This window comes from Ruegeria sp. CDSB114 (assembly GCF_059611025.1).
In genome coordinates, this window is sequence record NZ_JBXWOT010000011.1 from 23,846 (window position 1) to 45,370 (window position 21,525).

Below are 21,525 nucleotides of genomic sequence, written 5' to 3' on the forward strand. Positions count from 1 at the left end.
GCGATATCGCCGACGCTCACTCTGACGCGAGCGGCGATACATGCCCTACAAATTCAATAATGCCCGTCGCAACAAGTTTCCCAAGGCAAAGTATCGTGTCACGAACTGCTCGGAATACAACGAAAGTCTCCGGCGTCGAGGTGATGTGACGATCTGGGTTTCTGATGATGTGGTGAAGAACTGGGCTTCGCCACGCCGCAAGACACGCGGCGGTCAATCGCTTTACTCAGATATGGCAATCGAGATCTGTCTCACTCTGCGGGTCGTGTGGATGTGTCGGGTGGAGCGGCGGCCGCCGAGGCTCGATCTGGATGTCTACCCGTTCCTGCCACGGGCCAAGGTGGCGACGACATCTCCGGCCAGCTACATGTGCCTGACAACAGGTACCTCGACATGACAGAGACGCCACAGATCCTGCTGAACCACCAACTCAAAAAGCTGAAGCTGCCGACCATGCTGCGGGAATACGACAAGCAGGCTCGGCTCTGCGCTGCCGAAGGGAGAGATCACGTCCAGTTCCTGGCCCGTCTGATCGAGCTCGAACTCATTGACCGGGAACAGCGGATGATCGAACGCCGGATCAAGGCTGCGAAATTCCCGGCGACCAAGAGCCTCGATAGCTTCGATTTTGCCGTGGACGTGTCGCGGTTTGATGCCGCTCCTTTGATAGCATTTATTGCAGCAAAGGAGACGAACTATGGGATTGAAACGAACGGACGAGTTCCGCGCTGATGCGGTGCGGATCGCGCTGACGAGTGGACTGACACGCAAGCAGGTGGCATCTGATTTGGGCGTTGGTGTTTCGACACTGAACAAGTGGGTCACGGCGCATCGCGACACGGATGTTGTGTCCGACAAGGACCTTGATCTTGCCCGTGAGAATGAACGGCTTCGACGGGAGAACCGCATTCTCAAGGAGGAGAGGGAAATCTTAAAAAAGGCAACGCAGTTCTTCGCGAGCCAAAAGCCATGAGGTTCAGGTTCATCGAAGAACATCGTGACATTTTCTGCGCCAATCGGATGTGTGCCGTTTTGGATGTCAGTTCTCGCGGCCTGCGGGCCTATCGCAGCCGACCTGCCAGCCAAAGGCAGAGAAGCGATATGGTTGTTCTGGCCCATATCAAGGAACAATCCAGGCTCAGCCTGGGCAGCTATGGGCGGCCGAGAATGACGGAAGAGTTGAAAGAACTGGGCCTGAATGTCGGGCACCGCCGTGTCGGTCGGCTGATGCGAGAGAATGGCATCCGCGTCGAACGATCCAAGAGATACAAGGTGACGACCGACAGCAACCACGCTTTCAATATTGCGCCCAACCTGTTGAACCGGGACTTCCGCGCGGATCGCCCCAACCAGAAATGGGTCGGTGACATCAGCTATGTCTGGACCCGCGAAGGCTGGCTCTACCTCGCCGTGATCCTTGACCTACATTCCCGCCGGGTGATCGGCTGGGCGGTCAGCAACAGGATGAAGCGTGATCTGGCAATCCGGGCATTGAAGATGGCCGTGGCACTGCGGCAACCGCCCAAAGGATGCATTCATCACACGGATCGCGGCAGCCAATACTGTTCTCACGATTATCAGAAGCTCCTGCGACAGTATGGGTTCCAGGTATCGATGAGCGGCAAAGGCAATTGTTATGACAACGCCGCAGTTGAAACCTTCTTCAAAACCATCAAGGCTGAGCTGATCTGGTGGCAGTCCTGGCCAACGCGACGGGCCGCCGAGCTGGCCATCTTCCAATACATCAACGGCTTCTACAATCCGCGACGGAGGCACTCAGCCTTGGGCTGGAAAAGCCCGGTCGCCTTCGAACGGAACGTGGCCTAAAAGAGCACTTGGGGTGGCACGAAGGCGTGACAGGTCCACCGCGATCCCTTCTTTGAACAAGATGCAGGTCCTGGAGTTGGCGCGCGGTGAATGGATCGACCGCTGCGAAACGTCATCGCTCTCGGCCCCAGCGGCACCGGTAAGACCCACGTGGCGCTCGGCCTCGGTCTGACCGCCTGCCAGAAAGGCCTGGCGGTTCGCTTCACAACCGCTGCCGCAATCGTCCACGAGTTGATGGAGGCCCGCGACGAGCGCCAGCTCCTGCGGCTTCAAAAGCAACTCGTGAAACAGAAGCTCCTGATCATCGACGAGTTGGGCTTCGTGCCCCTCAGCAAAACCGGCGCTGAGTTGCTATTCGAGTTGATCTCCCAACGATACGAGCGCGGCTCGATCCTGATCACCTCGAACCTGCCCTTCGATGAATGGACGGAAACCTTCGGCTCCGAGCGTCTCACCGGTGCCTTGCTCGACCGGTTGACCCACCATGTCAGCATCCTGGAATTGAACGGAGAAAGCTATCGCCTAGCACAGAGCAGGGCTCGGCAGAATTCCTAAGGCACAGAAGAGATTGGTCCTGACGGACCAAGACGCCTTGGCAACCGCCAGCTATTTGGGAGCGCGTTTGCCAAGGCGCCGGTCACCCAAACAGTGGACGACTTTTGCTCCGCCCAATGGCAGACTTTCTCACCGCCGTTGACAGCTTTGCCTCAGCTGCAGCAACACTTGCTGGCATCGAGGTGTCACGCATGATCCGAAAGGGCCAATTCGCGCCCGGACTCTGTCCGTTCAGGCAATTCGCTGAACTGGCAGCCTAACTTCGTTGCTATCGCCAAGACAGATCGGTTAGCTCAAAACTTTGCAACAAAGCCTTTCTTCGTGGGTTGGAAATTAACGTTACAACACCCTTGGACGGCTTCTTCATGCGTTAGGCCTTTCCAGTTCAGGACGCGCAAACAGGTTGGCAATGCCACGCAATCATATTAATAAATTGTTATCCAATCGTCTGGTTCAAAATTCGCATCCAATTCAGTGATGCAAGTTTCTCCAGTGTTTGCTGCGGCAGGCCCGAATCCAAGAGCGCCGCGAATACTGCTGATACACCTGTGACATCCCCAATTGCATCGGGCATTACCACGCCATCGAAATCAGAACCCAGCGCGATGCCATCGTCTCCCAGATGGTCGAGCAGGTAGAGGATTTGCGCCACAATGGCTTCCATTGGCACCGAGGTCTCCAGCATTCCTATGCCATCGACAAAACAGGGCGCAAAATTGATCCCAACGATGCCACCACTTTGGGCGACCGCCTTTAGTTGCAAGTCGGTCAAGTTTCGTGGTGAGCGACAAAGTTCATATGCGTTTGAATGTGTCGCAACCAGTGGCGCAGTACTAAGCTGGGCCACATCCCAAAAGCCTTTTTCGTTCAGATGAGACAGATCGATCAGCAGCTTTCGCCGGTTACACTCTTCGACCAGCGCCATGCCGTGTTCAGACAGGCCTGCGCCAATGTCTGGGGTTGCAGGAAACTTAAATGGCACCCCAGAGGCAAAAATATTGTTACGGCTCCAGACCAGGCCGACGGACCGCAACCCCCTGTCCACAAGCTTGTCCAGCATCGTGAACTCGACATCGATGCAATCCGCACCCTCGATATGCATGACGGCGGCGATCTCGCCGTTCAACCGGGCAGATTCGATTTCAGCCACGTTTCGGCAAATGCGCAGCTTGCCTTCGGACCGCAATTCAATCTGTTCCAGCAGATCGAACATTTTTATGGTTGCCGAGTATGCCGCTTCACATGGCAGCGGCGGTGGCATGGGAACGCAATATCCCTGCTCTGACTGATAGTCCTCCAGTTCAAACCGCTCGGGCGATGGGGCAAAGGCCGCAAATAACCCACCGGAAAAACCGGCTTCGATTGCACGTGGCAAATCCAACTGAGCGGAAGCATTGCCTTGAACAAAAGCCTCTGCCGGCCGACCTGGATAATCTTTCAGCAGACGCAATAAGACGTCATTGTGACCATCAAAAAACGAAATGGTCACCGCAAATATGTTCCGTAATCAGACACCAGCAGATGCAGGGGAGCTTCATCTTCCTGCACAGTTGCAAAGCGCCCGATATCCATCTCGAATTCATTGTCGGTTTTGTCGTCGTTGACCGTTGAGACTTCGCCGATCAACACATCCCCCTCTTCACCCCAAAAGGCATGCCAGACACCGGGCAGCAGTGTCACGCTTTCACCGGGGTCAAGGGCGAGCCTGCCCCCGGCTGGCAGGGTTCTGATCTGGCCGTCAACCGGGATATTGACATCCCCATCGCGATCGATTGAACCGTCTTCGTTACCGGCAAACAGCTCTAGCACCAGTTTGCCGCCACCACGATTGATTATGTCTTCGGCCTTCAGCATATGGCGATGCATTGGAGACAACTGATCCTTGCGGCTGATCAACAGTTTTTCCGCATAAAGCATGCCGCGACCGGCCTCGATATCCTCCACTCGGCCATTGCGCAATGTGAACAGGAACAGGCCCATCTCATCAAAACGCCCCTGACCATAGTCGGTGATATCCCAACCCATACCGCGCTGAACGATCACGTCGTGATCATTTATCGCCATTTGATCCGGGGTCCAGTAAGCAAACGGAGGGAGACAAAACCCAAAAGAGCGCAGGAACGCGTCGCCCTCCCGGATCAGCTCATTGATAGTTGAGCGTTGCACCTGGCTTTTCCTTTGCATCGACGTCCGAGAGCGCGCGGAGATAGTTAATCGGTCTCCCTGGAGCGACGGCACGTGCAGCATGGGCAATCGCATTCGCGTCGATCCCGAAATGATGATAAAGGTCTGGCGTATCACCACTTTGACCGAAATGTTCGACCCCAAGTGGTTTGACCCGCTGACCTCGAATGGAGCCGATCCAGCTCAGCGCTGTGGGGTGCCCGTCAAGAACGGTCACGATACCGGCGTCACGTGGCAATTCCTCAAGCAATGCTTCGACATGAGATCTCGCATCTTCATGCCCACGCTGGCGCGCGCGTTCGGCCGCATGCCACCCCGCGGTCAACCTGTCTGCCGACGTCACAGCAAGCACCGCTACATTCTGCCGGGCCTCAGAAAGCATTCCGGCGGCTTTAATCGCCTCGGGCCCAACCACACCGGAGTATACGATCGCGACATCACAGGCCGGCCCTGGCGGACGCAACCAATAGGCACCGTCAACGATGTGACGTTCCTGTTCCTGCGTGAGTTGCCGCGTCGGTTGTTCGATTGCCAGCGTAGACAGCCGTAGGCATACCGACCCACCAGTCCCATCGCGCAGCCAGTTTTGATCCCCTGCGCCTTCGGCGCCGTCGCGCTGCATATAGTCAAACGACCAGCGCATGATCACTTCCAGCTCGTCCACATAGGTCGGATCGAAACAGGCCAACCCATCCTGGGATATACCGATCAGCGGGGTTCCGATGGATTGATGTGCGCCACCCTCCGGCGCCAGCGTCACCCCTGATGGGGTCGAGATCAGCATGAAGCGCGCACCCTGATAACATGCGTAGTTGAGCGCATCGAGGCCGCGCGCGATGAAAGGGTCATACAGCGTGCCAATCGGAAAGAGCCGTTCCCCGAACAGTGAATGCGACAATCCTGCCGCTGCCAACAGCGTGAACAGGTTGTTTTCGGCGATCCCCAACTCTAGATGCTGGCCAGTATCAGAGCGATGCCATTTCTGCACCGACATGACCTTTTCATCGGCAAAAATATCGCGTTGCTCGTTCCGCCCGAACAAGCCGCGCGCGTTTATCCAGGCCCCAAGATTGGTCGAAACTGAAACATCGGGCGACATCGTCACGATACGTTCGGACAGCGCATGATCACCTTTGGCTAGCCCGGCCAAAATACGGCCGAACCCGGCTTGTGAGGAACTCTCCTTGGGGATCGAAACCGCAAGCGAGGACGGAACCGGGATTGATTTAGAACGATGTCGGCGGCCATCAACATTCATTGCACACTGGTCGACGAATTTCTTCAAACCATCTCTGTCTACTGCGCCTTCAAAGGGCTCCCATTCTTGCCCTTCACGCACATTGTTATCGACGCGCAGTTCTGCCATTTGAGCCGCGTTTAGCTGACCGGAATGATTGTCCTTATGTCCAGCAAGCGGCAAGCCGTACCCCTTGACCGTATAAGCGATAAAGGCCACTGGACGTTCATGGTCAATCGACCCGAAGGTTTCGGCAATCAACGCCGCATCGTGTCCGCCAAGATTCGTCATCAATTGTGCCAACGCCGCATCATCGCGCCCGCCGATCAGGGCGAGAATCTCGTTATCTCCGGCGAAATCGGCGTTCAGACGCTTTCGCCACCCGACGCCTTTCTGAAAAGTGAGAGAAGAGTAGAGATCGTTTGGACATGCGTCGATCCAGTCACGCAAACGCGCACCGCCCGGCTCTGCGAATGCGGCCTGCAACTGATGTCCGTATTTCAGTTCAACGACGTCCCAGCCGTATATCTCAAACAGGGTTTTCAGCCGCGTGCTGATGCCTTCGGAAATCACACCATCAAGGCTTTGCCGATTGTAATCCACAATCCACCAGCAGTTGCGCAGATCGTGTTTTTGTCCCTCTTGCAACGCTTCCTGAATATTGCCCTCGTCAAATTCGGCATCCCCCGCCAGCGCGATCATGCGGCCCGGCTTTTTGCCCATGCCCTTGGTCTGCAGATAATCCTGAACCATGGCTGCAAAGGCGGTGACTGCCACGCCCAAACCGACAGAACCGGTTGAAAAATCCACATCTATCCTGTCTTTTGTGCGCGATGGGTAGGCCTGCGCGCCGCCATAGGCTCTGAACCGTTCCAGCTGTTCCTGGCTTTGCCGTCCCATCAGATAATGTGCTGCGTGTAGCACCGGGCCGGCATGTGGTTTCACTGCGACCCGATCCTCGGGGCGCAGTGTATGAAACCACAGAACCGACATAATCGTACACAGCGATGCACAGGATGCCTGATGCCCACCAACCTTCAGGCCATCGCGGCTGTCGCGCAGGGCGTTCGCATTGAAGATCATCCAGGACGAGATCCATCGCAATCGCGCTTCGATGCTTTCGAGATGGTCAACAGTTTTACGATCAAGTGCCATAGCAGGTCACCTCTGGACGGTTTATCGGTGTAAATGACTACGTCGGTGTCAGGACGCCGACATTTCACGAATGTCGAGTTCAACGAAGTTCAACAGTTCGTTTGACTTTGCACGGCTCGCTTCGACATCGCGCCTGGCGATCGCTTCAAAAAGTTCCCTGTGCAGGGGAAAGGATCGCGTGCCAAAATCCTTGCGATCGAACGGCTGGGAAAAGAAACGGGCAAAGGGGCCGCGCATTTCGGAAATAACCTGCTGAAACATCGCGTTGCCAGTAGCCCGATAGATCGACATGTGAAAGGCGAAGTCTTCTTCGATTGCTGCGCCGGTTGCCTTGTGAACCCGCTCCATCTCCTCCAGGGCGATGCGAATGCGCTCGATATCTTCGTCAGTACCCCGCGTGCAAGCAAGAGCTGCGGCCTCGGCCTCCAGCCCGCGGCGGATATCCAGCGCCATCAACAGGCTTTGGCGCTCCTGTCCGATCGCCAAGGGCACGATGATTTCATCATTCATCGCAAGCCGGCGCAAATATGTGCCGGAACCGCGCCGGACTTCCAGAACATTGATTGCCTGAAGTTTACGCACCGCTTCGCGGACCGAAGATCGGCCGACACCAAGCGCTTCCATCAATTCGAACTCTGACGGCAGCTTGTCGCCTTCCTGATAGTTTCGCGTTCGGAAAAAGCTCAGAAGCTGGTCGGCAACGGCCTCGGATTTTGACGGCGCGTTTAGCCGCGTAAGGCCGTGCAATTTATCGTTCATAACCAGTCCCCCTGACTTCACTAGCAATGCGCTATCCATAGTCAAAGCCTTTGCCCCGTCTCTGCATCAAAGACGCTAAATGCACCCTGCCGCAAAGATATCCTGATCCGGTCCCCACTTTGAACCGTGCTGTCAGGATCGGCCCGCATCACCAGTGAGGTGTCGCCGACGGTTCCCCAGATCAGCCTTTCGGAACCCAGAAGTTCCACCAGGCTGACGCGCAGTGTGAATCCTTCATCATCTGCGGGCTGAATATGCTCGGGTCGAATGCCGATCTCGACCCTGGTGCCAGCGGCGGGTTTGGCAATAAGATTGCATTGTTCGAGCGGAATGGACAGATCGGTTGTTTCGATCGATCCCGCTTGGGTCACCATGCCTTCTATGAAGTTCATCGATGGCAAGCCCACGAATTGTGCAACATATCTGTTCGCGGGGCGGCTATAGATTTCCTCGGGCGATGCAAGTTGCTGAACAACCCCGTCTTTCATAACCGCGATCCGGTCGGCCAGTGTCAGCGCTTCGACTTGATCATGGGTTACATAGATCATCGTCGCACCCAGCTCCTGGTGCAGCCGCTTCAATTCTACCCGCAATTCGGCACGCAGCTTTGCGTCGAGGTTCGACAGGGGTTCGTCAAACAAAAATACATCGACTTTGCGCACGAGGGCTCGGCCAATTGCCACCCTCTGGCGCTGACCACCGGACAGTTCACTTGGGCGGCGATCCAAAAGCTGCTCAATCTGCAGAAGTTTCGCCGCCTCGTCGACCAATTTGTCGGCTTCGGCTTTGGGAACTTTGTTCATCTTCAGACCAAAGCCCAGATTCCCACGCACCGTCATTTTTGGGTAAAGCGCATAGGATTGAAACACCATGGCGATGCCTCGGTCCTTGGGTTCATTCCAGGTTACGTTTTCGCCGTTGATCCAGATTTGTCCTTCGGTAGCCTCCTGCAACCCTGCGATGGTGTTCAGCAAGGTGGATTTACCACATCCCGAGGCGCCAAGAAGGACAAGGAATTCACCCTGCCGGATATCAAGATTCAGCGATTTCAGCACTTCAACGGCACCAAATCGGATGCAAAGGTCACGGGCGCTTACATGTGTCGTCGCGATTTCTGCTGTCACGTAGTTCATCCTTTTACTGCCCCCGCTGCGATACCTCGAACGAACCAACGCCCGGACACAAGGTAGACCGCCAACGGCACAAGCGCCGTCAACAACGTGGCTGCCATGTTAACGTTGTAAGAGACGTCACCTCGGATTGAGTTTACGATGTTGTTCAGTTGCACTGTCATCGGCATGTTTTCCCGCCCGCCGAAAACCAGGCCGAGCAGGTAGTCGTTCCAGATACCGGTGACCTGCAAAATGGCAGCAACCACGATGATCGGCGTAGAGATGGGCAACAGCACATGCCGGTAGATCGCAAAGAACCCTGCGCCATCCACCCGCGCTGCTTTGAAAATCTCGGGCGGCAGAGTCGAATAATAGTTGCGAAAGATCAGTGTCATAATCGGCAGGCCAAAGATGGTATGGACCAGAATGATCCCAGGTAGCGTTCCGTACAAACCGGTTGCCGAAAAGATGCGGATCATCGGATAGATCAGCGCCTGATAGGGCACAAATGCACCAAACAACAAAACCGCAAAGAAAATCTCAGCGCCCCGGAATGTCCAGAATGTCAGGATATAGCCGCACAGAGAGCCGGCCAGAACCGATACGATTAGGCTGGGAACAAGGATACGAACCGAGTTCCAGAACCCAACTTTGATCCCTTCACATTCAAGGCCTGTGCAGGCGCTGTCCCATGCGGTTACCCAACCTTCGACCGTCCATTCCTGCGGCCATTGCAGCACGTTGCCAAGTCGAATTTCTGGCATAGTCTTCAGCGACGTAACGACAACGATATAGATCGGCATCAGAAAGAACGCGGATGCGATGACCAAAAACAGATAAATGGCAACTCGCTGCGCAGAGATCTTAGAAGGCTTCGGTCCAGTAATTGTGGTCACATCAACAACTGTCATTAGGCGCTCCGTTTGCGCATATGTTGGAAATAAAGCCACGGCGCGAGGGCACAAATCACGGTCAGCAGCATGACGGTCGCCCCCGCCATCGCAAGACCAACATTGGCGCGCTCAAGAATGTGGTCCAATACGAACTTTGCGGGAACCTCGGTCGCGATGCCTGGCCCGCCATCCGTCATAGCAATGACAATGTCGAAGCCTTTGATAACCGACAGGGCCAGCAAAACAACGCTGGCAAAGATCACAGGCCCGAGGATCGGCGCAATGATATGGACATAAACACGCCAGGTGGGGATTCCGTCTATTTTTGATGCACGCCAGATTTCGGGATCAACGCCACGCAGTCCCGCCAGCATCAGCGCCATCACAAGACCAGACCCATGCCAGATCGCCGCAATTACAATGGTGTAGATCGCCATCGACTGATCGGTTAGCCAATCGAAAGTAAAGCTGGTCCAGCCGAGTTCGCGAACAGCCTTTTGCAAACCCAGTGACGGGTTCAAAAACCATTGCCATGCAAGGCCGGTGACAACAAATGAAAGGGAATAAGGATAAAGAAAAATGGTTCGAAAAAACCCCTCTCCCTTGATCCGTTGATCGATAAAGACTGCCAGTAGAAACCCCAGCAATAGAGCCCCGAAAACAAAAAACACACCAAACAGGACCATATTCTGAAGCGATACGATCCAGCGGGTCGTGCGAAACAGGCGATCATACTGATCAAGCCCGACGAAATCGCCATTTGGCAGCAATTTCGAACTGGTGAATGACAGCTGTATAGACCATGCCACACAGCCCACAAAGACCACCAACACGACCACAATAAATGGTGCAATGGCCAGTCTCGCGATGAATTTGGAACTGCGAAGGTACGAGGTCATCAGAATTTTCCGGGCAGCGTGAGAATGACCGCCGCGACTAGAGGAGTTGTCGCGGCGGCTGCTCTTCCTTAACGACTTAGCTTGCGGTTTCGAATGCCTGAACCAAAAGGCCCATGGCTTGGTCGCTATTCATCGTCTCAGAATTCCAGAACTGCGTGTAGACGTCCTGGAGCGCACCGGCGAGGTCGGACGAGATGTACATCTGCGTGGTCCCCACATGAGTGTCGGCACTCGAAGTCAGCTGGATCGCCTGCTGTCCGCACACATCAAGTTTTGAGGTGTCTACATCCGGACGCACGGGGATCGACCCCTTGATGTTGTTGAAGGCCACCTGAGTTTCGGGGGACAGCATCGTAGTCGCCATCAGGGACTGAGCTTCACGGTCGCCTTCACCATCGGTTTTGGGGAACACAAATACGTCGCCCGAAATCATGTAAGGCGAGCCGCCGATTACACCGGGTGTACAGCCGTAGTCCACTCCGGGTGCCTGACCTGCCGCAAGGAATTCACCTTTGGCCCAGTCGCCCATGATCTGCATCGCTGCCTGGCCAGTGATGACCATATTGGTGGCGTCGTTCCAGCTGCGACCGGGCGAACCGGGATCAGTTTCACGCACCAACGTGCGCAGGCGCGAATAAACGTCGAACACCTCTTTCATTGTGTCCGATGTCAGCGCGCTGACATCCTGATCCTGGAAAATCCGAAGATAGAATTCCTGACCGCCAACTGTCAGCAAAACGGCGTTGAATGTCAGACGTTCCTGCCATGCCTCACCACCCAGAGCGAGCGGGATTATACCGGCCTCTTTCAATTTGTCAGCCGCAGCAAAGAAGCTATCCCAATCGGTCGGGACCTCAATCCCGGCATCCGCCAAAACCTGATTATTGTGCCACATCCAGTTAGACCCGTGGATGTTCACCGGGACCGCATAGTAAGAACCGTCGCGCTTGACCAGATTATCGATGATACCCGGGAACAGCTCTCCCCAATTGCCAGCCTCAGCCTCTGCATCCAGCGGGTTCAGCAGGCCCGCATCCACGATCTCTTCGAACTCTCGCGAGGTGTTGAACTGGCCCACTTGTGGGGCATCACCACCCATCAAACGGTTGATGAATGTCGATTTTGCTGCACCGCCACCGATGCCGTTATCAACCCATTCACCACCGTTGGCGCTATAAGCATCCGCAAATACTTTGATCGCGGCCGCTTCACCAGCTGAGGTCCACCAGTGGAGCACCTCGACCTTCATTTCTTCTGCCGCAGCGGCAGATGCTATCGCCAGAGTTGTGACCCCGGCCAACAATACTGTCTTGCGTTTCATCTTGCTCTCTCCCTTTTTGGTTCATCCCTGCCAACAGGCGCTGGCCGGTCTTCTCTTTGTTTTCCGGCGACTTCCGCGGCCTTCAGGGCTTGGCGGAGATCGCCCAGAAGAACTTCTCGGCCCTCCAGACCGACAAAGAGGCGAATAGCGCTTTTTGAAACGCCAAAATGATTAAGTGCGTTTGGCCCGGAATCCGACCGCGCGGCGACACTCGCTGGCAGCGCAAGGCTTTCGAATCCGCCCCAGCTGACCCCTAGTCGAAACAGATTCAGCCCGTCACAAAAGGCACGCACATCCAGGCCATCGGCCAGTTCTATTGTGAACAACCCGCCCACACCGGACAGCGTCCCATTGGCTTCCGCCCGGTGAATTTTGCGCACTCGTTCGTCTGTGCGCAGACCGGCAACAACGTAATCTGCCGCACTTTGATGTTCTTTCAGGCGCAAAGGCAGCGTCCGCAATCCACGGATCACAAGCCATGCCTCCATCGCCGAAAGCTTTGCCCCAAGCAACGACAACGACGTATCGCGGATTTGATCAATCAGGTTCTGCGATCCAATGGCACAGCCCGCGACAACATCCGAATGACCGCCCAGGTATTTCGATATGGAATGCACCACAACATCAACGCCATGCAGCAACGGGTTTTGCCCGAATGGTGACGCAAAGCTGTTGTCGAACACGGTGATCACGCCGTTTGCTTTCGCCAAGGCCGTTACCTTGGGGATATCGCAGGTCTCAAACACATAGCTTGACGGGCTTTCCAGGAACAACAGCCGCGCGCCTTTGAGGGCCGCAGTCAGCGCATCGGTGTCGTTACAGTCGACATATGTGACCGATACGCCGAACTTTTCCAGCAGGATCTCAAACAACCGATAGGCATCGGAATAGGCGTTGATCGTACTCACAACCTGGTCCCCTGCCTTGACCAGCGCCAGTACAGTTCCGGAAATCGCCGCCATCCCACTCCCAAATGCGATGGCGGCTTCGCCATGTTCCAGCTGCGCGAGTTTGTCTTCAAGCAGCCGAACGGTGGGGTTAGAGGTCCGTGAGTAGACATCTGCATCATCCCGGCCCGCAAATCTGTCTTCCAATGCGTCGTAGGTCGGGAATGTGAAGAGGCTGGATAGAACAATCGTTGGAACGACCGACCCGGACGCAAGGACGGATCGGTCGGAAGTGAGTAGCAGCTGTTTGGTCAGTTCATCCAAGGGAAACCCTTCTTATCAGACGTCTGACGTCTTACATAATGATACCAATGTGTCAACCTTATTCCCCTGATCGTAGATCGGGCGGATGTGTCGCAAACTCTGGGGTCTAGTTGACGAGCCTGCGTGATCTGAGGTTTGTTCTGGTCGAATAATTTTCGAACAGGTTACTTGAGCATGATCTCGTTAAAGGGCTGTCATTTCCCCAAGGATGCAGTTTTGTACGCTGTTTTCTTCTATCTGCGGTACACTGTGTCCTATCGTGACTTGGAAGAGATCATGGCCGAGCGCGGTGTCCGAGTTGACCATGCCACGTTGAATAGGTGGGTGGTGAAATACTCGCCTATCGTCGCAGCTCGTGCGCTGTCAAAGAAGCGTCCAATGCTGAGTTCATGGCGCATGGACGAAACCTTTATTCGTGTTCGCGGCAACTGGATTTACCTCTATCGGGCCGTCGACAAAGCTGGGAATACTCTTGATTTCATGTTGTCTGAGCGCAGGAACCGTCCAGCAGCAGCAAGGTTCTTTGCCAAAGCGCTGTCTTCAAATGGAATCCCGAGCAAGATCGTCATCGACAAAAGCGGCGCTAACGCGGCTGGCATTCGAGAGGTGAACAAAATCCTTAATCGGTTTGGCTGCCCAGCCAAAATCCAAACGGTCAGGTCCAAGTATTTGAATAACCTAATCGAACAGGATCATCGGTTTATCAAGCGTCGTGTACGGCATATGTGTGGGTTCAAATCGTTCAGATCCGCATCAGCAACTTGGACGGCATCGAAGTCGCCAATATGATCCGGAAGCGGCAATTCTCAAGTGATACGACTTCCGGCTTTCAGCTATTCGCCGAGATCGCAGGATAGGTGTATCCAGTAAGTCGCTGACTTTGACCGTTCCAAATGTTTGCGACACATCCCCTGCGGATGATCTGCCAAATTTCCCAGCTTCGCCTGAAGGGCTACCGTTTCCCACGTTCGATCATTTCTTACGCTGTCTGGGCGTATCATCGTTTTGCGCTCAGTCTGCGCGACGTCGAGGATCTGCTCGCTGAACGAGGCATCATCGTGAGTTATGAAACGATCCGGGCATGGGTCAGAAAATTCGGAGTTCAGATTGCGAAGCGCGTCAGGACTGCGCGCAAGCAGCCGTCGGACAAATGGCATCTGGATGAAGTTGTGATCATGATCCGCGGTGTGAAGCACTGGCTGTGGCGCGCCGTGGACAGCAATGGCGAGGTTCTCGACATCCTGGTGCAAACACGTCGAAATGCGCGCGCGGCAAAACGGTTCATCGCCAGATTGATAACCCGCTGGGGGAAGCCTCGGGTCATCGTGACGGACAAGCTGCGCAGCTACGGTGCCGCTTTGCGCAAGCTCGCACTGGACGTGGATCACCGAGCCCATAAAGGATTGAACAATCGGATCGAGGGGTCGCATAGGCCAACGCGAAAACGAGAAAAATACAGGGCTGTTTCAAATCAGCCCGTCAAGCGCAGAGATTTCTGACAGCCCATGATGAAACGGCGAACTTGTTCCGTCCACGTCGCCACAAGATGACCGCTTCTACCTATCGTCAGAAACGAGCAACTGCATTTCTCCACTGGAACCAATACGCTACAAAACTGCACGCTTGAAGCGACACAGATAGAAGACTTCGCAGCCGCTGAAAATAACCTGACAATCCCGATATGGCTCAAAGCGCATACACCAGGATCTGAAAGCCGATGGCGAGGACGTTTCGGAGCGGCGCGTGGCCAGAATAATGCGGGAAAACAATGTCTCGCCGCGCCTGCACAAGCGTCGAAAGCCGCGCACCACAGACAGCAATCACAGCCTCAAACCGTCGCCAAATCTGCTGGAACAGCAATTTGATTGCACGCTGCCGAACAGGGTTTGGCTTGCCGACATTACGTATGTCGATACCAACGAGGGATGGCTCTACGTCGCTGCAGTTAAGGACATGGCCACACGTGAAATCGTCGGATGGGCCATGGACGATCACCTGCGTTCTGAACTGTGCTGTGATGCCCTGAACATGGCCCTGGGGCGCCGTGGCCAGGTGCCAGGTCTCATTCATCATTCAGATCGCGGCGTCCAATACGCTGGGAGTGAATACCGTGCATTGCTGCGTTCTGCTAAGATCGTTCAATCCATGAGCCGGACAGGCCAGTGTCTCGACAACGCGCCAATGGAGAGCTTTTTTGCTTCGCTGAAAAAAGAGCTCGTACATCAAACGCAGTTCAAAACGCGCGCTCAGGCAAAAGCCGCGATCTTCGAGTACATTGAAATCTTCTACAATCGGCAGAGGCGACATTCGGCCATCGGTTACCAAACCCCCGCGCAAGCGTACAAAACCATGACTTGGAAAAGCGCGGCGTAGGATCAATAATCAAACTGTCCGGAAATCGGGGCGAACTCCAATGTGTCAGGGGATTTGTTGCATGTCCGCTTCTCGAAAGCAGTCATTGTTGGTGCTGCAAGCGCTCGCAGCACCAACAATGCCGCGACCGCATCATTTTAGCACCGCTGCGCGGTGTGAAAACCAGCCATTCAAGCATGCCGCAGCGAAATTTGTTTCCCAAATTTACAGGTAGCGGACAGACCTGCCGTTGTGGCGTCCCCTACAAATGTCTGCTGACATGGCACGTGAGCCTTTACGCACAACAGGCGGTCGCATCTTGTGCCCCGGTACCTGTCTTGTAACATGAAGACTTGTGCGGCAAGGTAACTACACTTCCACAGCACCCACCTTGACCTTCCGCATTTCGTTTGCTTCGCATAGCTGGCTTGCAAACCGCCCGAGCGTCGCCAAGAAATAGCTCCACCGCCTCGTTCGAAACTTCCGGGCCCTGCAAAGACATCAGAGCCAATTGTGAATTATTGTGACCAAACTCTACCAGCAGAGGGGCGTTTCTCAACTCAGGCATAGCGGACAAGCTTTTCTGAATGATATTGGTGAACTTTCCTGTGGTCATGTGCGTCGATCCTTGGCCATCAAGTAGCTGTAACTTCGCATCCTCCCAGGTCTCAATATCCCCTCCACAATCAATTCCTTTTGATACCGAGTGCCGCAGCTCTGTGATATGGTATCCGGCGCCGATTTCTCCATCGACGGTGGTGAAAACCAACGGTTTTTTCAGGTCCTGCTTCTGGAGGTGTGTCAGCAATTCAACGAGGGTAGTCATTTCGAAGCCTTTCATTTCAATGATTCTTGAAATATGATACAAGCAACAACAAATAATTCAAGAGGTGTTGAAATATGATTGAAGCAGAAGCCGCAATATTGTTTGGAGCACTCTCGAATGCTGATCGGTTAAAAGTTATCCGGACCCTTGTCGAAGCAGGATCGGATGGCATGAACGCTGGTGAAATTGCGCATAAGATTGGTGCAAGCCCATCGCGTGCATCGTTTCACTTGGCTGCATTGACCGAAGCTGCACTTGTCTTAAAGGAACGACGATCACGCAGCCTCATCTATTGCGTAAATTTCCCGCGTATCGGAGGATTGATTTCGTTCTTGTTAGAGGACTGTTGTAACGGAAGTCTCAGTCTCAGAAAGTGCTGCAATTTATAGGCGGCGACTTAGAAAATTCAAATTTTACTCACGTATAGTGGCCGTTCGCTGCGCGGCGCACGAACTGAACAGGTGCGGGCGGAGTGCTCTTTAGCTGCACCACGGCCCAAGGCCAGCTTCCTTGACCGTCCAATAGGGGTTAGGATGTTTATTCGCAAAGATAAGACAGGATTTCCTAATGCCTTCAACCGAACTCTTGGTCGCATTCATTGTTGCTACGGCGGTATTCGCCTACATGCCCGGTCCCGCGATGCTCTACGCAGCGGCACAGACTATCTCACGCGGTCGTCGGGCGGGTTGGTTAGCGGCCGCGGGCATCCATGTCGGCGGCTACACCCACGTCCTTGCAGCCGCGCTCGGCCTTGCCGTTCTCTTCGAAGCGGTACCTACACTCTACATAGTGGTGAAACTCACGGGTGCGGCCTACTTAGTCTGGCTGGGCCTTCGGATGATTTTCGCCCGCGACGCGGTGCACGATGCATCCGAAGCGGTAGTGGCTGCAGCGGCCTCAGGAAAGACGGCGCAGCGTGCCTTCTGGGAAAGCATGTTGGTCGAGATCCTGAACCCGAAGACGGCGATCTTCTACGTCGCGTTCCTACCCCAATTCACCGACCCGGCGGCTGCGCTGCCGATTTGGGCGCAGCTAGCGATCCTTGGTACGGTCGTGAATGTGATGTTCTCCAGCGCTGACGCGCTGTGCGTCGCGCTCGCGGACAAGGTCACAACGGCGCTGCACCGGTCCACCACAGCGGGTTGTTGGGTCCGAGGTGTAAGTGGCAGTATCCTTGTGGGGCTAGGGGTGAACCTCGGGCTACCTAGAACGTAGCTTTGGGGGGCGCGTTCTGGAGAAATCGAGAACATGTCGGTCCTTGCGAGTATTTTGATCGTTTTTGGGCTGATACCCTGCCGCCTCTGGCCAGGTCATACTCAACTCGAACGGTTGCTTCGGGCGCTTGTCCGTCACCGAAGTGGCCGTTCATCTAAGCCGCAGAATTGTGTATGTTTGGGCTTTCCGCCGCCGACTGCCGGTGCAGCAATTTGCTGATCGACGGCTTCCTGCGACCTGCCGTTCACAAAGATGGTAGAACCAGCCGGGCTTTGTCATAAATATTTTTTGGATCAGAGCGCCCGGTCTGTCTGGACGGATTTATCCCGTGATCTCAGCAAACTGACGAAAGCCACACTTCAGCTGGCCAAGCTGCCCCTTGCGGATCATGTTGGCCGCCTCGATCCCGGCAAGTGTCGCTGCATCTGTCACTGGGGAGTGGAAAGAATGTGGGGATACCTGAAGATTCTGTTCTAATGTCTCGTTGTTTTGCAGGAGACATAGCGATGAAATTTAAGATCAGGCTAGAGACTGAGTTTGGTTGGGGCGAGAAGCGATCACACGAGATTTGCGTACTGGAACGCCGGTCGGTTGATGCGTCCGAGGAAGACTTTGGACTGTGTCTGGCCGAGGCGAAATCAATACTTAATGAGATCCAGCGCGCTGCTGCAGGATCAGGTCGAAGAGATTCGCGAAATCGCTCGTGTCTGCCGTTTTTGCGGCACCTATCTACCGGTTCATGACCGCCGCCGACGCCGTATAGACACGCTTTTCGGTCGGGTCATCGTCGAAGCGCCAAGGGTTCGAATATGCATGTGTGGTCTCCCGGAACTTCCAACGTTGAAAGTAGCGCACTCTCCTCTGACGCGTCTTTTGCCGGGCAACGCCACACCAGAACCTCGGCGACTGCAGGCAGAACTGGGAGCGCGCCATAGTTTTCGGGAAGTTGCGAGGCTTCCGAATGAACTGACACCTTGTGCTAAACAAAACCACGTAACGATCCGGAACCGAGTCGCGACCAAAGCCAAATGGACGTGTCGCGGTTTGATGCCGCTCCTTTGATAGCATTTATTGCAGCAAAGGAGACGAACTATGGGATTGAAACGAACGGACGAGTTCCGCGCTGATGCGGTGCGGATCGCGCTGACGAGTGGACTGACACGCAAGCAGGTGGCATCTGATTTGGGCGTTGGTGTTTCGACACTGAACAAGTGGGTCACGGCGCATCGCGACACGGATGTTGTGTCCGACAAGGACCTTGATCTTGCCCGTGAGAATGAACGGCTTCGACGGGAGAACCGCATTCTCAAGGAGGAGAGGGAAATCTTAAAAAAGGCAACGCAGTTCTTCGCGAGCCAAAAGCCATGAGGTTCAGGTTCATCGAAGAACATCGTGACATTTTCTGCGCCAATCGGATGTGTGCCGTTTTGGATGTCAGTTCTCGCGGCCTGCGGGCCTATCGCAGCCGACCTGCCAGCCAAAGGCAGAGAAGCGATATGGTTGTTCTGGCCCATATCAAGGAACAATCCAGGCTCAGCCTGGGCAGCTATGGGCGGCCGAGAATGACGGAAGAGTTGAAAGAACTGGGCCTGAATGTCGGGCACCGCCGTGTCGGTCGGCTGATGCGAGAGAATGGCATCCGCGTCGAACGATCCAAGAGATACAAGGTGACGACCGACAGCAACCACGCTTTCAATATTGCGCCCAACCTGTTGAACCGGGACTTCCGCGCGGATCGCCCCAACCAGAAATGGGTCGGTGACATCAGCTATGTCTGGACCCGCGAAGGCTGGCTCTACCTCGCCGTGATCCTTGACCTACATTCCCGCCGGGTGATCGGCTGGGCGGTCAGCAACAGGATGAAGCGTGATCTGGCAATCCGGGCATTGAAGATGGCCGTGGCACTGCGGCAACCGCCCAAAGGATGCATTCATCACACGGATCGCGGCAGCCAATACTGTTCTCACGATTATCAGAAGCTCCTGCGACAGTATGGGTTCCAGGTATCGATGAGCGGCAAAGGCAATTGTTATGACAACGCCGCAGTTGAAACCTTCTTCAAAACCATCAAGGCTGAGCTGATCTGGTGGCAGTCCTGGCCAACGCGACGGGCCGCCGAGCTGGCCATCTTCCAATACATCAACGGCTTCTACAATCCGCGACGGAGGCACTCAGCCTTGGGCTGGAAAAGCCCGGTCGCCTTCGAACGGAACGTGGCCTAAAAGAGCACTTGGGGTGGCACGAAGGCGTGACAGGTCCAACAGCGTGCAGTTTCGTATTCATACCACCCTTGGTGCGCCCTATCAGCCTGCCACGCCCCCCTTTTTCAACCGCAGGCCGGAAGCCGTGCGGTGCGCTTTGAGGTATGTTGCGTCAATCATGATGGTCTTATGATCGGTTCCCTGCGCAGCCAACCCGTTCATGATCCGAGCGAACACACCCATATCGCTCCATCGTTTCCAGCGATTGTACAGTGTCTTTGGCGACCCATATTCGCGCGGCGCATCGGACCAACGTAACCCATTGCGATTGATGAAGATAATTCCACTCAAAACGCGTCGATCATCAACCCTCGGCTTACCATGGCTCTTTGGAAAGTAAGGCTGAAGCCGCGCTATCTGCTCGTCAGTCAACCAGAATAGATTGCTCATGTTATACCCCTGAAACTCACGGGTATGAATCACGCAGGCGGGATGACGGCAACCAAATTAATAGGTCCAGAACCTAGAGCCGAAGCGGGTTTTGCAGTGATCTCAGGCACCCTGCCCGCCTTACGCCCATAATTTGACATTTATGAGCACTACATTTGTTACGTCGGCAATTCATTATTAATCACGATAAGTATCGCTTATCAAGGATGATTGATTTTGCCTGGAAATGAGCTCAGAATGGGCACATGAAGCCCCCTGCCGCATATCTCCCTGCCGTCTCCCCTGCCCTCTCCGCCACCGATCAGGAGGCGCTCACCGACCTCTATGTGCGCGGCACACCGGAAAACACGTTGCGTGCCTATGAACGGGATTTGATTTATGTCACCGCCTGGAAATCCGCGCGGTTCACAGCGACGCTGGACTGGCCGGAATCCGAGGCCACTGCGCTGGCCTTCATTCTCGATCACGCGCGCGATCTGAATGACGCACCAGAAACGGATGTGGCGCGCGAAACCGCAGAAGCGCTAATTGCTCAGGGGCTGCGCAAGTCCCTCGCCTGCCCTGCCCCATCAACGCTGGATCGGCGCATCGCCTCCTGGCTGGCGTTTCATCGGATGAAGAATCTGAACAGCCCCTTCGGCGCGCCCCAGGTGAAACAGGCCCGCGCCAAGGCCCGCCGCGCTGCAGCCCGGGCCCCTGCCCCGAAATCGGCCCATCCCATCACCCGCGATGTGCTCGAGCGGTTGTTGGCCACTTGTCGGGGGTCCCGGCGGGATTGCCGCGACCGCGCCATCCTGATGCTGGGCTGGGCCAGCGGTGGCCGCCGCCGGTCTGAGATCACCGGGCTGATGCGCGAGGATGTCTCGCTGAAAGAGTTTGATGCCAAGGGGGTGGTTTGGATTTCTCTGCTTGAGACCAAGACCACCGCCAAGGGCGAGACGCCACGGCTGGTGCTCAAGGGTCGCGCCGCACAGGCGCTGGTACATTGGATCGAGGTTGGGCAGATCACGGATGGAGCGCTGTTTCGACCGGTCTCAAAAGCCGATCGGGTGTTGAAGCGCCGCCTGTCCCCGGATGCGATCTACCAGATCGTCAGACACCGATTGAAACTGGCGGGCCTGCCAGAGGGCTTCGCCTCGCCCCACGGGCTGCGCTCGGGCTTCCTGACCCAGGCCGCACTGGACGGCGCCCCGATCCAGGCCGCCATGCGCCTCTCCCTGCACCGCTCGATGGCCCAGGCGCAGAAATATTACGACGATGTGGACATCGCGGATAACCCAGCGACTGATCTATTGGGGTGAGCACATACTGACTACTTAAAGAATTCC

At 55.3% G+C, this 21,525-nt stretch carries 16 protein-coding genes and 8 pseudogenes; 13 read left to right on the forward strand and 11 right to left on the reverse strand.

Annotated elements, in window-relative coordinates; translation table 11 throughout:
- Positions 1–40: 40 nt before the first annotated feature.
- The 5 genes and pseudogenes from AC2FIP_RS17905 to AC2FIP_RS17925 all read left to right on the forward strand — a co-directional run.
- Positions 41–259 (forward strand): annotated as a pseudogene (locus tag AC2FIP_RS17905) (transposase); the annotation flags it as partial.
- A gap of 134 nt (positions 260–393) precedes the next feature.
- Positions 394–630, forward strand: a pseudogene (locus AC2FIP_RS17910) (ATP-binding protein); the annotation flags it as partial.
- Between the two features lie 67 nt (positions 631–697).
- Positions 698–1,827 (forward strand): IS3 family transposase gene (locus AC2FIP_RS17915; protein ID WP_496787535.1). Its coding sequence is split into 2 segments (ribosomal slippage): positions 698–941 and positions 941–1,827, totalling 1,131 coding nucleotides; the frame shifts between segments, so codons are not numbered across the junction.
- A gap of 40 nt (positions 1,828–1,867) precedes the next feature.
- Positions 1,868–2,382 (forward strand): annotated as a pseudogene (gene istB, locus AC2FIP_RS17920) (IS21-like element helper ATPase IstB); the annotation flags it as partial.
- Between the two features lie 107 nt (positions 2,383–2,489).
- Positions 2,490–2,642: pseudogene (locus AC2FIP_RS17925) on the forward strand (IS6 family transposase); the annotation flags it as partial.
- A 176-nt stretch (positions 2,643–2,818) separates the two neighbouring features.
- Here the strand turns inward: AC2FIP_RS17925 and AC2FIP_RS17930 are convergent.
- The 9 genes from AC2FIP_RS17930 to AC2FIP_RS17970 form a co-directional block, all read right to left on the reverse strand.
- A complete protein-coding gene (locus AC2FIP_RS17930) occupies positions 2,819–3,871 on the reverse strand; it encodes a dipeptidase (protein ID WP_496787536.1) in 1,053 nt (350 codons plus the stop codon).
- Positions 3,868–4,548, reverse strand: coding sequence for a D-lyxose/D-mannose family sugar isomerase (locus AC2FIP_RS17935; RefSeq protein ID WP_496774817.1), 681 nt, complete (start codon positions 4,546–4,548; stop codon positions 3,868–3,870). Before AC2FIP_RS17935 ends, AC2FIP_RS17930 begins: the two co-directional genes overlap by 4 nt.
- Positions 4,526–6,958 (reverse strand): thiamine pyrophosphate-binding protein, encoded by a 2,433-nt coding sequence (locus AC2FIP_RS17940; RefSeq protein ID WP_496787537.1) that lies wholly within the window; start codon positions 6,956–6,958, stop codon positions 4,526–4,528. The genes AC2FIP_RS17935 and AC2FIP_RS17940 overlap by 23 nt, the downstream gene beginning before the upstream one ends.
- Before the next feature lie 48 nt (positions 6,959–7,006).
- Complete coding sequence (locus tag AC2FIP_RS17945; RefSeq protein WP_496787538.1) at positions 7,007–7,717, reverse strand: FadR/GntR family transcriptional regulator; 711 nt, start codon at positions 7,715–7,717, stop codon at positions 7,007–7,009.
- 41 nt (positions 7,718–7,758) lie between these two features.
- A complete protein-coding gene (locus AC2FIP_RS17950; RefSeq protein WP_496787539.1) occupies positions 7,759–8,850 on the reverse strand; it encodes an ABC transporter ATP-binding protein in 1,092 nt (363 codons plus the stop codon).
- Positions 8,847–9,740 carry a carbohydrate ABC transporter permease gene (locus AC2FIP_RS17955; protein WP_496774813.1) on the reverse strand — a complete coding sequence of 298 codons (894 nt, stop codon included), beginning with the start codon at positions 9,738–9,740 and terminating at the stop codon, positions 8,847–8,849. Before AC2FIP_RS17955 ends, AC2FIP_RS17950 begins: the two co-directional genes overlap by 4 nt.
- Entirely contained in the window at positions 9,740–10,621 is an 882-nt protein-coding gene (locus AC2FIP_RS17960) for a carbohydrate ABC transporter permease (protein ID WP_496787540.1), read from the reverse strand. The genes AC2FIP_RS17955 and AC2FIP_RS17960 overlap by 1 nt, the downstream gene beginning before the upstream one ends.
- A 76-nt stretch (positions 10,622–10,697) precedes the next feature.
- The gene (locus AC2FIP_RS17965) at positions 10,698–11,942 is read right to left on the reverse strand and encodes an ABC transporter substrate-binding protein (protein WP_496787542.1); all 1,245 of its coding nucleotides are present in this window, start codon (positions 11,940–11,942) and stop codon (positions 10,698–10,700) included.
- Positions 11,939–13,153: an aminotransferase class I/II-fold pyridoxal phosphate-dependent enzyme gene (locus AC2FIP_RS17970; protein WP_496787543.1), complete on the reverse strand. Its 1,215-nt coding sequence runs from the start codon at positions 13,151–13,153 to the stop codon at positions 11,939–11,941. The genes AC2FIP_RS17965 and AC2FIP_RS17970 overlap by 4 nt, the downstream gene beginning before the upstream one ends.
- 174 nt (positions 13,154–13,327) lie before the next feature.
- Between AC2FIP_RS17970 and AC2FIP_RS17975 the strand changes: the two genes are divergently transcribed.
- From AC2FIP_RS17975 to AC2FIP_RS17985, 3 genes and pseudogenes are all read left to right on the forward strand, one after another.
- Positions 13,328–14,010, forward strand: a protein-coding gene (locus tag AC2FIP_RS17975; protein WP_496787635.1) for an IS6 family transposase whose coding sequence is annotated in 2 segments (ribosomal slippage) — positions 13,328–13,913 and positions 13,913–14,010 — 684 coding nt in all. Because the reading frame shifts where the segments join, the coding sequence is not laid out codon by codon here.
- Between the two features lie 60 nt (positions 14,011–14,070).
- Positions 14,071–14,780, forward strand: a pseudogene (locus AC2FIP_RS17980) (IS6 family transposase).
- 59 nt (positions 14,781–14,839) lie between these two features.
- A pseudogene (locus AC2FIP_RS17985) lies at positions 14,840–15,526 on the forward strand (IS3 family transposase); the annotation flags it as partial.
- Between the two features lie 274 nt (positions 15,527–15,800).
- Here the strand turns inward: AC2FIP_RS17985 and AC2FIP_RS17990 are convergent.
- On the reverse strand, positions 15,801–16,346 hold the full coding sequence (locus AC2FIP_RS17990) for a DUF6428 family protein (RefSeq protein ID WP_496787544.1): 546 nt from the start codon (positions 16,344–16,346) through the stop codon (positions 15,801–15,803).
- A 59-nt stretch (positions 16,347–16,405) separates the two neighbouring features.
- Between AC2FIP_RS17990 and AC2FIP_RS17995 the strand changes: the two genes are divergently transcribed.
- The 4 genes and pseudogenes from AC2FIP_RS17995 to AC2FIP_RS18010 all read left to right on the forward strand — a co-directional run bounded on the left by AC2FIP_RS17995 (position 16,406) and on the right by AC2FIP_RS18010 (position 19,768).
- A complete protein-coding gene (locus AC2FIP_RS17995; RefSeq protein ID WP_496787546.1) occupies positions 16,406–16,720 on the forward strand; it encodes an ArsR/SmtB family transcription factor in 315 nt (104 codons plus the stop codon).
- A 178-nt stretch (positions 16,721–16,898) separates the two neighbouring features.
- Positions 16,899–17,546, forward strand: coding sequence for a LysE family translocator (locus AC2FIP_RS18000; protein ID WP_496787547.1), 648 nt, complete (start codon positions 16,899–16,901; stop codon positions 17,544–17,546).
- A 506-nt stretch (positions 17,547–18,052) separates the two neighbouring features.
- Positions 18,053–18,572, forward strand: a pseudogene (locus AC2FIP_RS18005) (ISKra4 family transposase); the annotation flags it as partial.
- A gap of 66 nt (positions 18,573–18,638) precedes the next feature.
- A protein-coding gene (locus tag AC2FIP_RS18010; protein WP_496787535.1) for an IS3 family transposase occupies positions 18,639–19,768 on the forward strand; the annotation gives its coding sequence in 2 pieces (ribosomal slippage) (positions 18,639–18,882 and positions 18,882–19,768; 1,131 coding nt in all).
- 37 nt (positions 19,769–19,805) lie between these two features.
- On the opposite strand, the pseudogene AC2FIP_RS18015 reads toward AC2FIP_RS18010, so the two are convergent.
- A pseudogene (locus tag AC2FIP_RS18015) lies at positions 19,806–20,197 on the reverse strand (IS5 family transposase); the annotation flags it as partial.
- A gap of 245 nt (positions 20,198–20,442) precedes the next feature.
- On the opposite strand from AC2FIP_RS18015, the gene AC2FIP_RS18020 reads away from it, so the two are divergent.
- A complete protein-coding gene (locus AC2FIP_RS18020) occupies positions 20,443–21,498 on the forward strand; it encodes a tyrosine-type recombinase/integrase (protein WP_496787549.1) in 1,056 nt (351 codons plus the stop codon).
- The last annotated feature ends 27 nt before the right edge of the window (positions 21,499–21,525 follow it).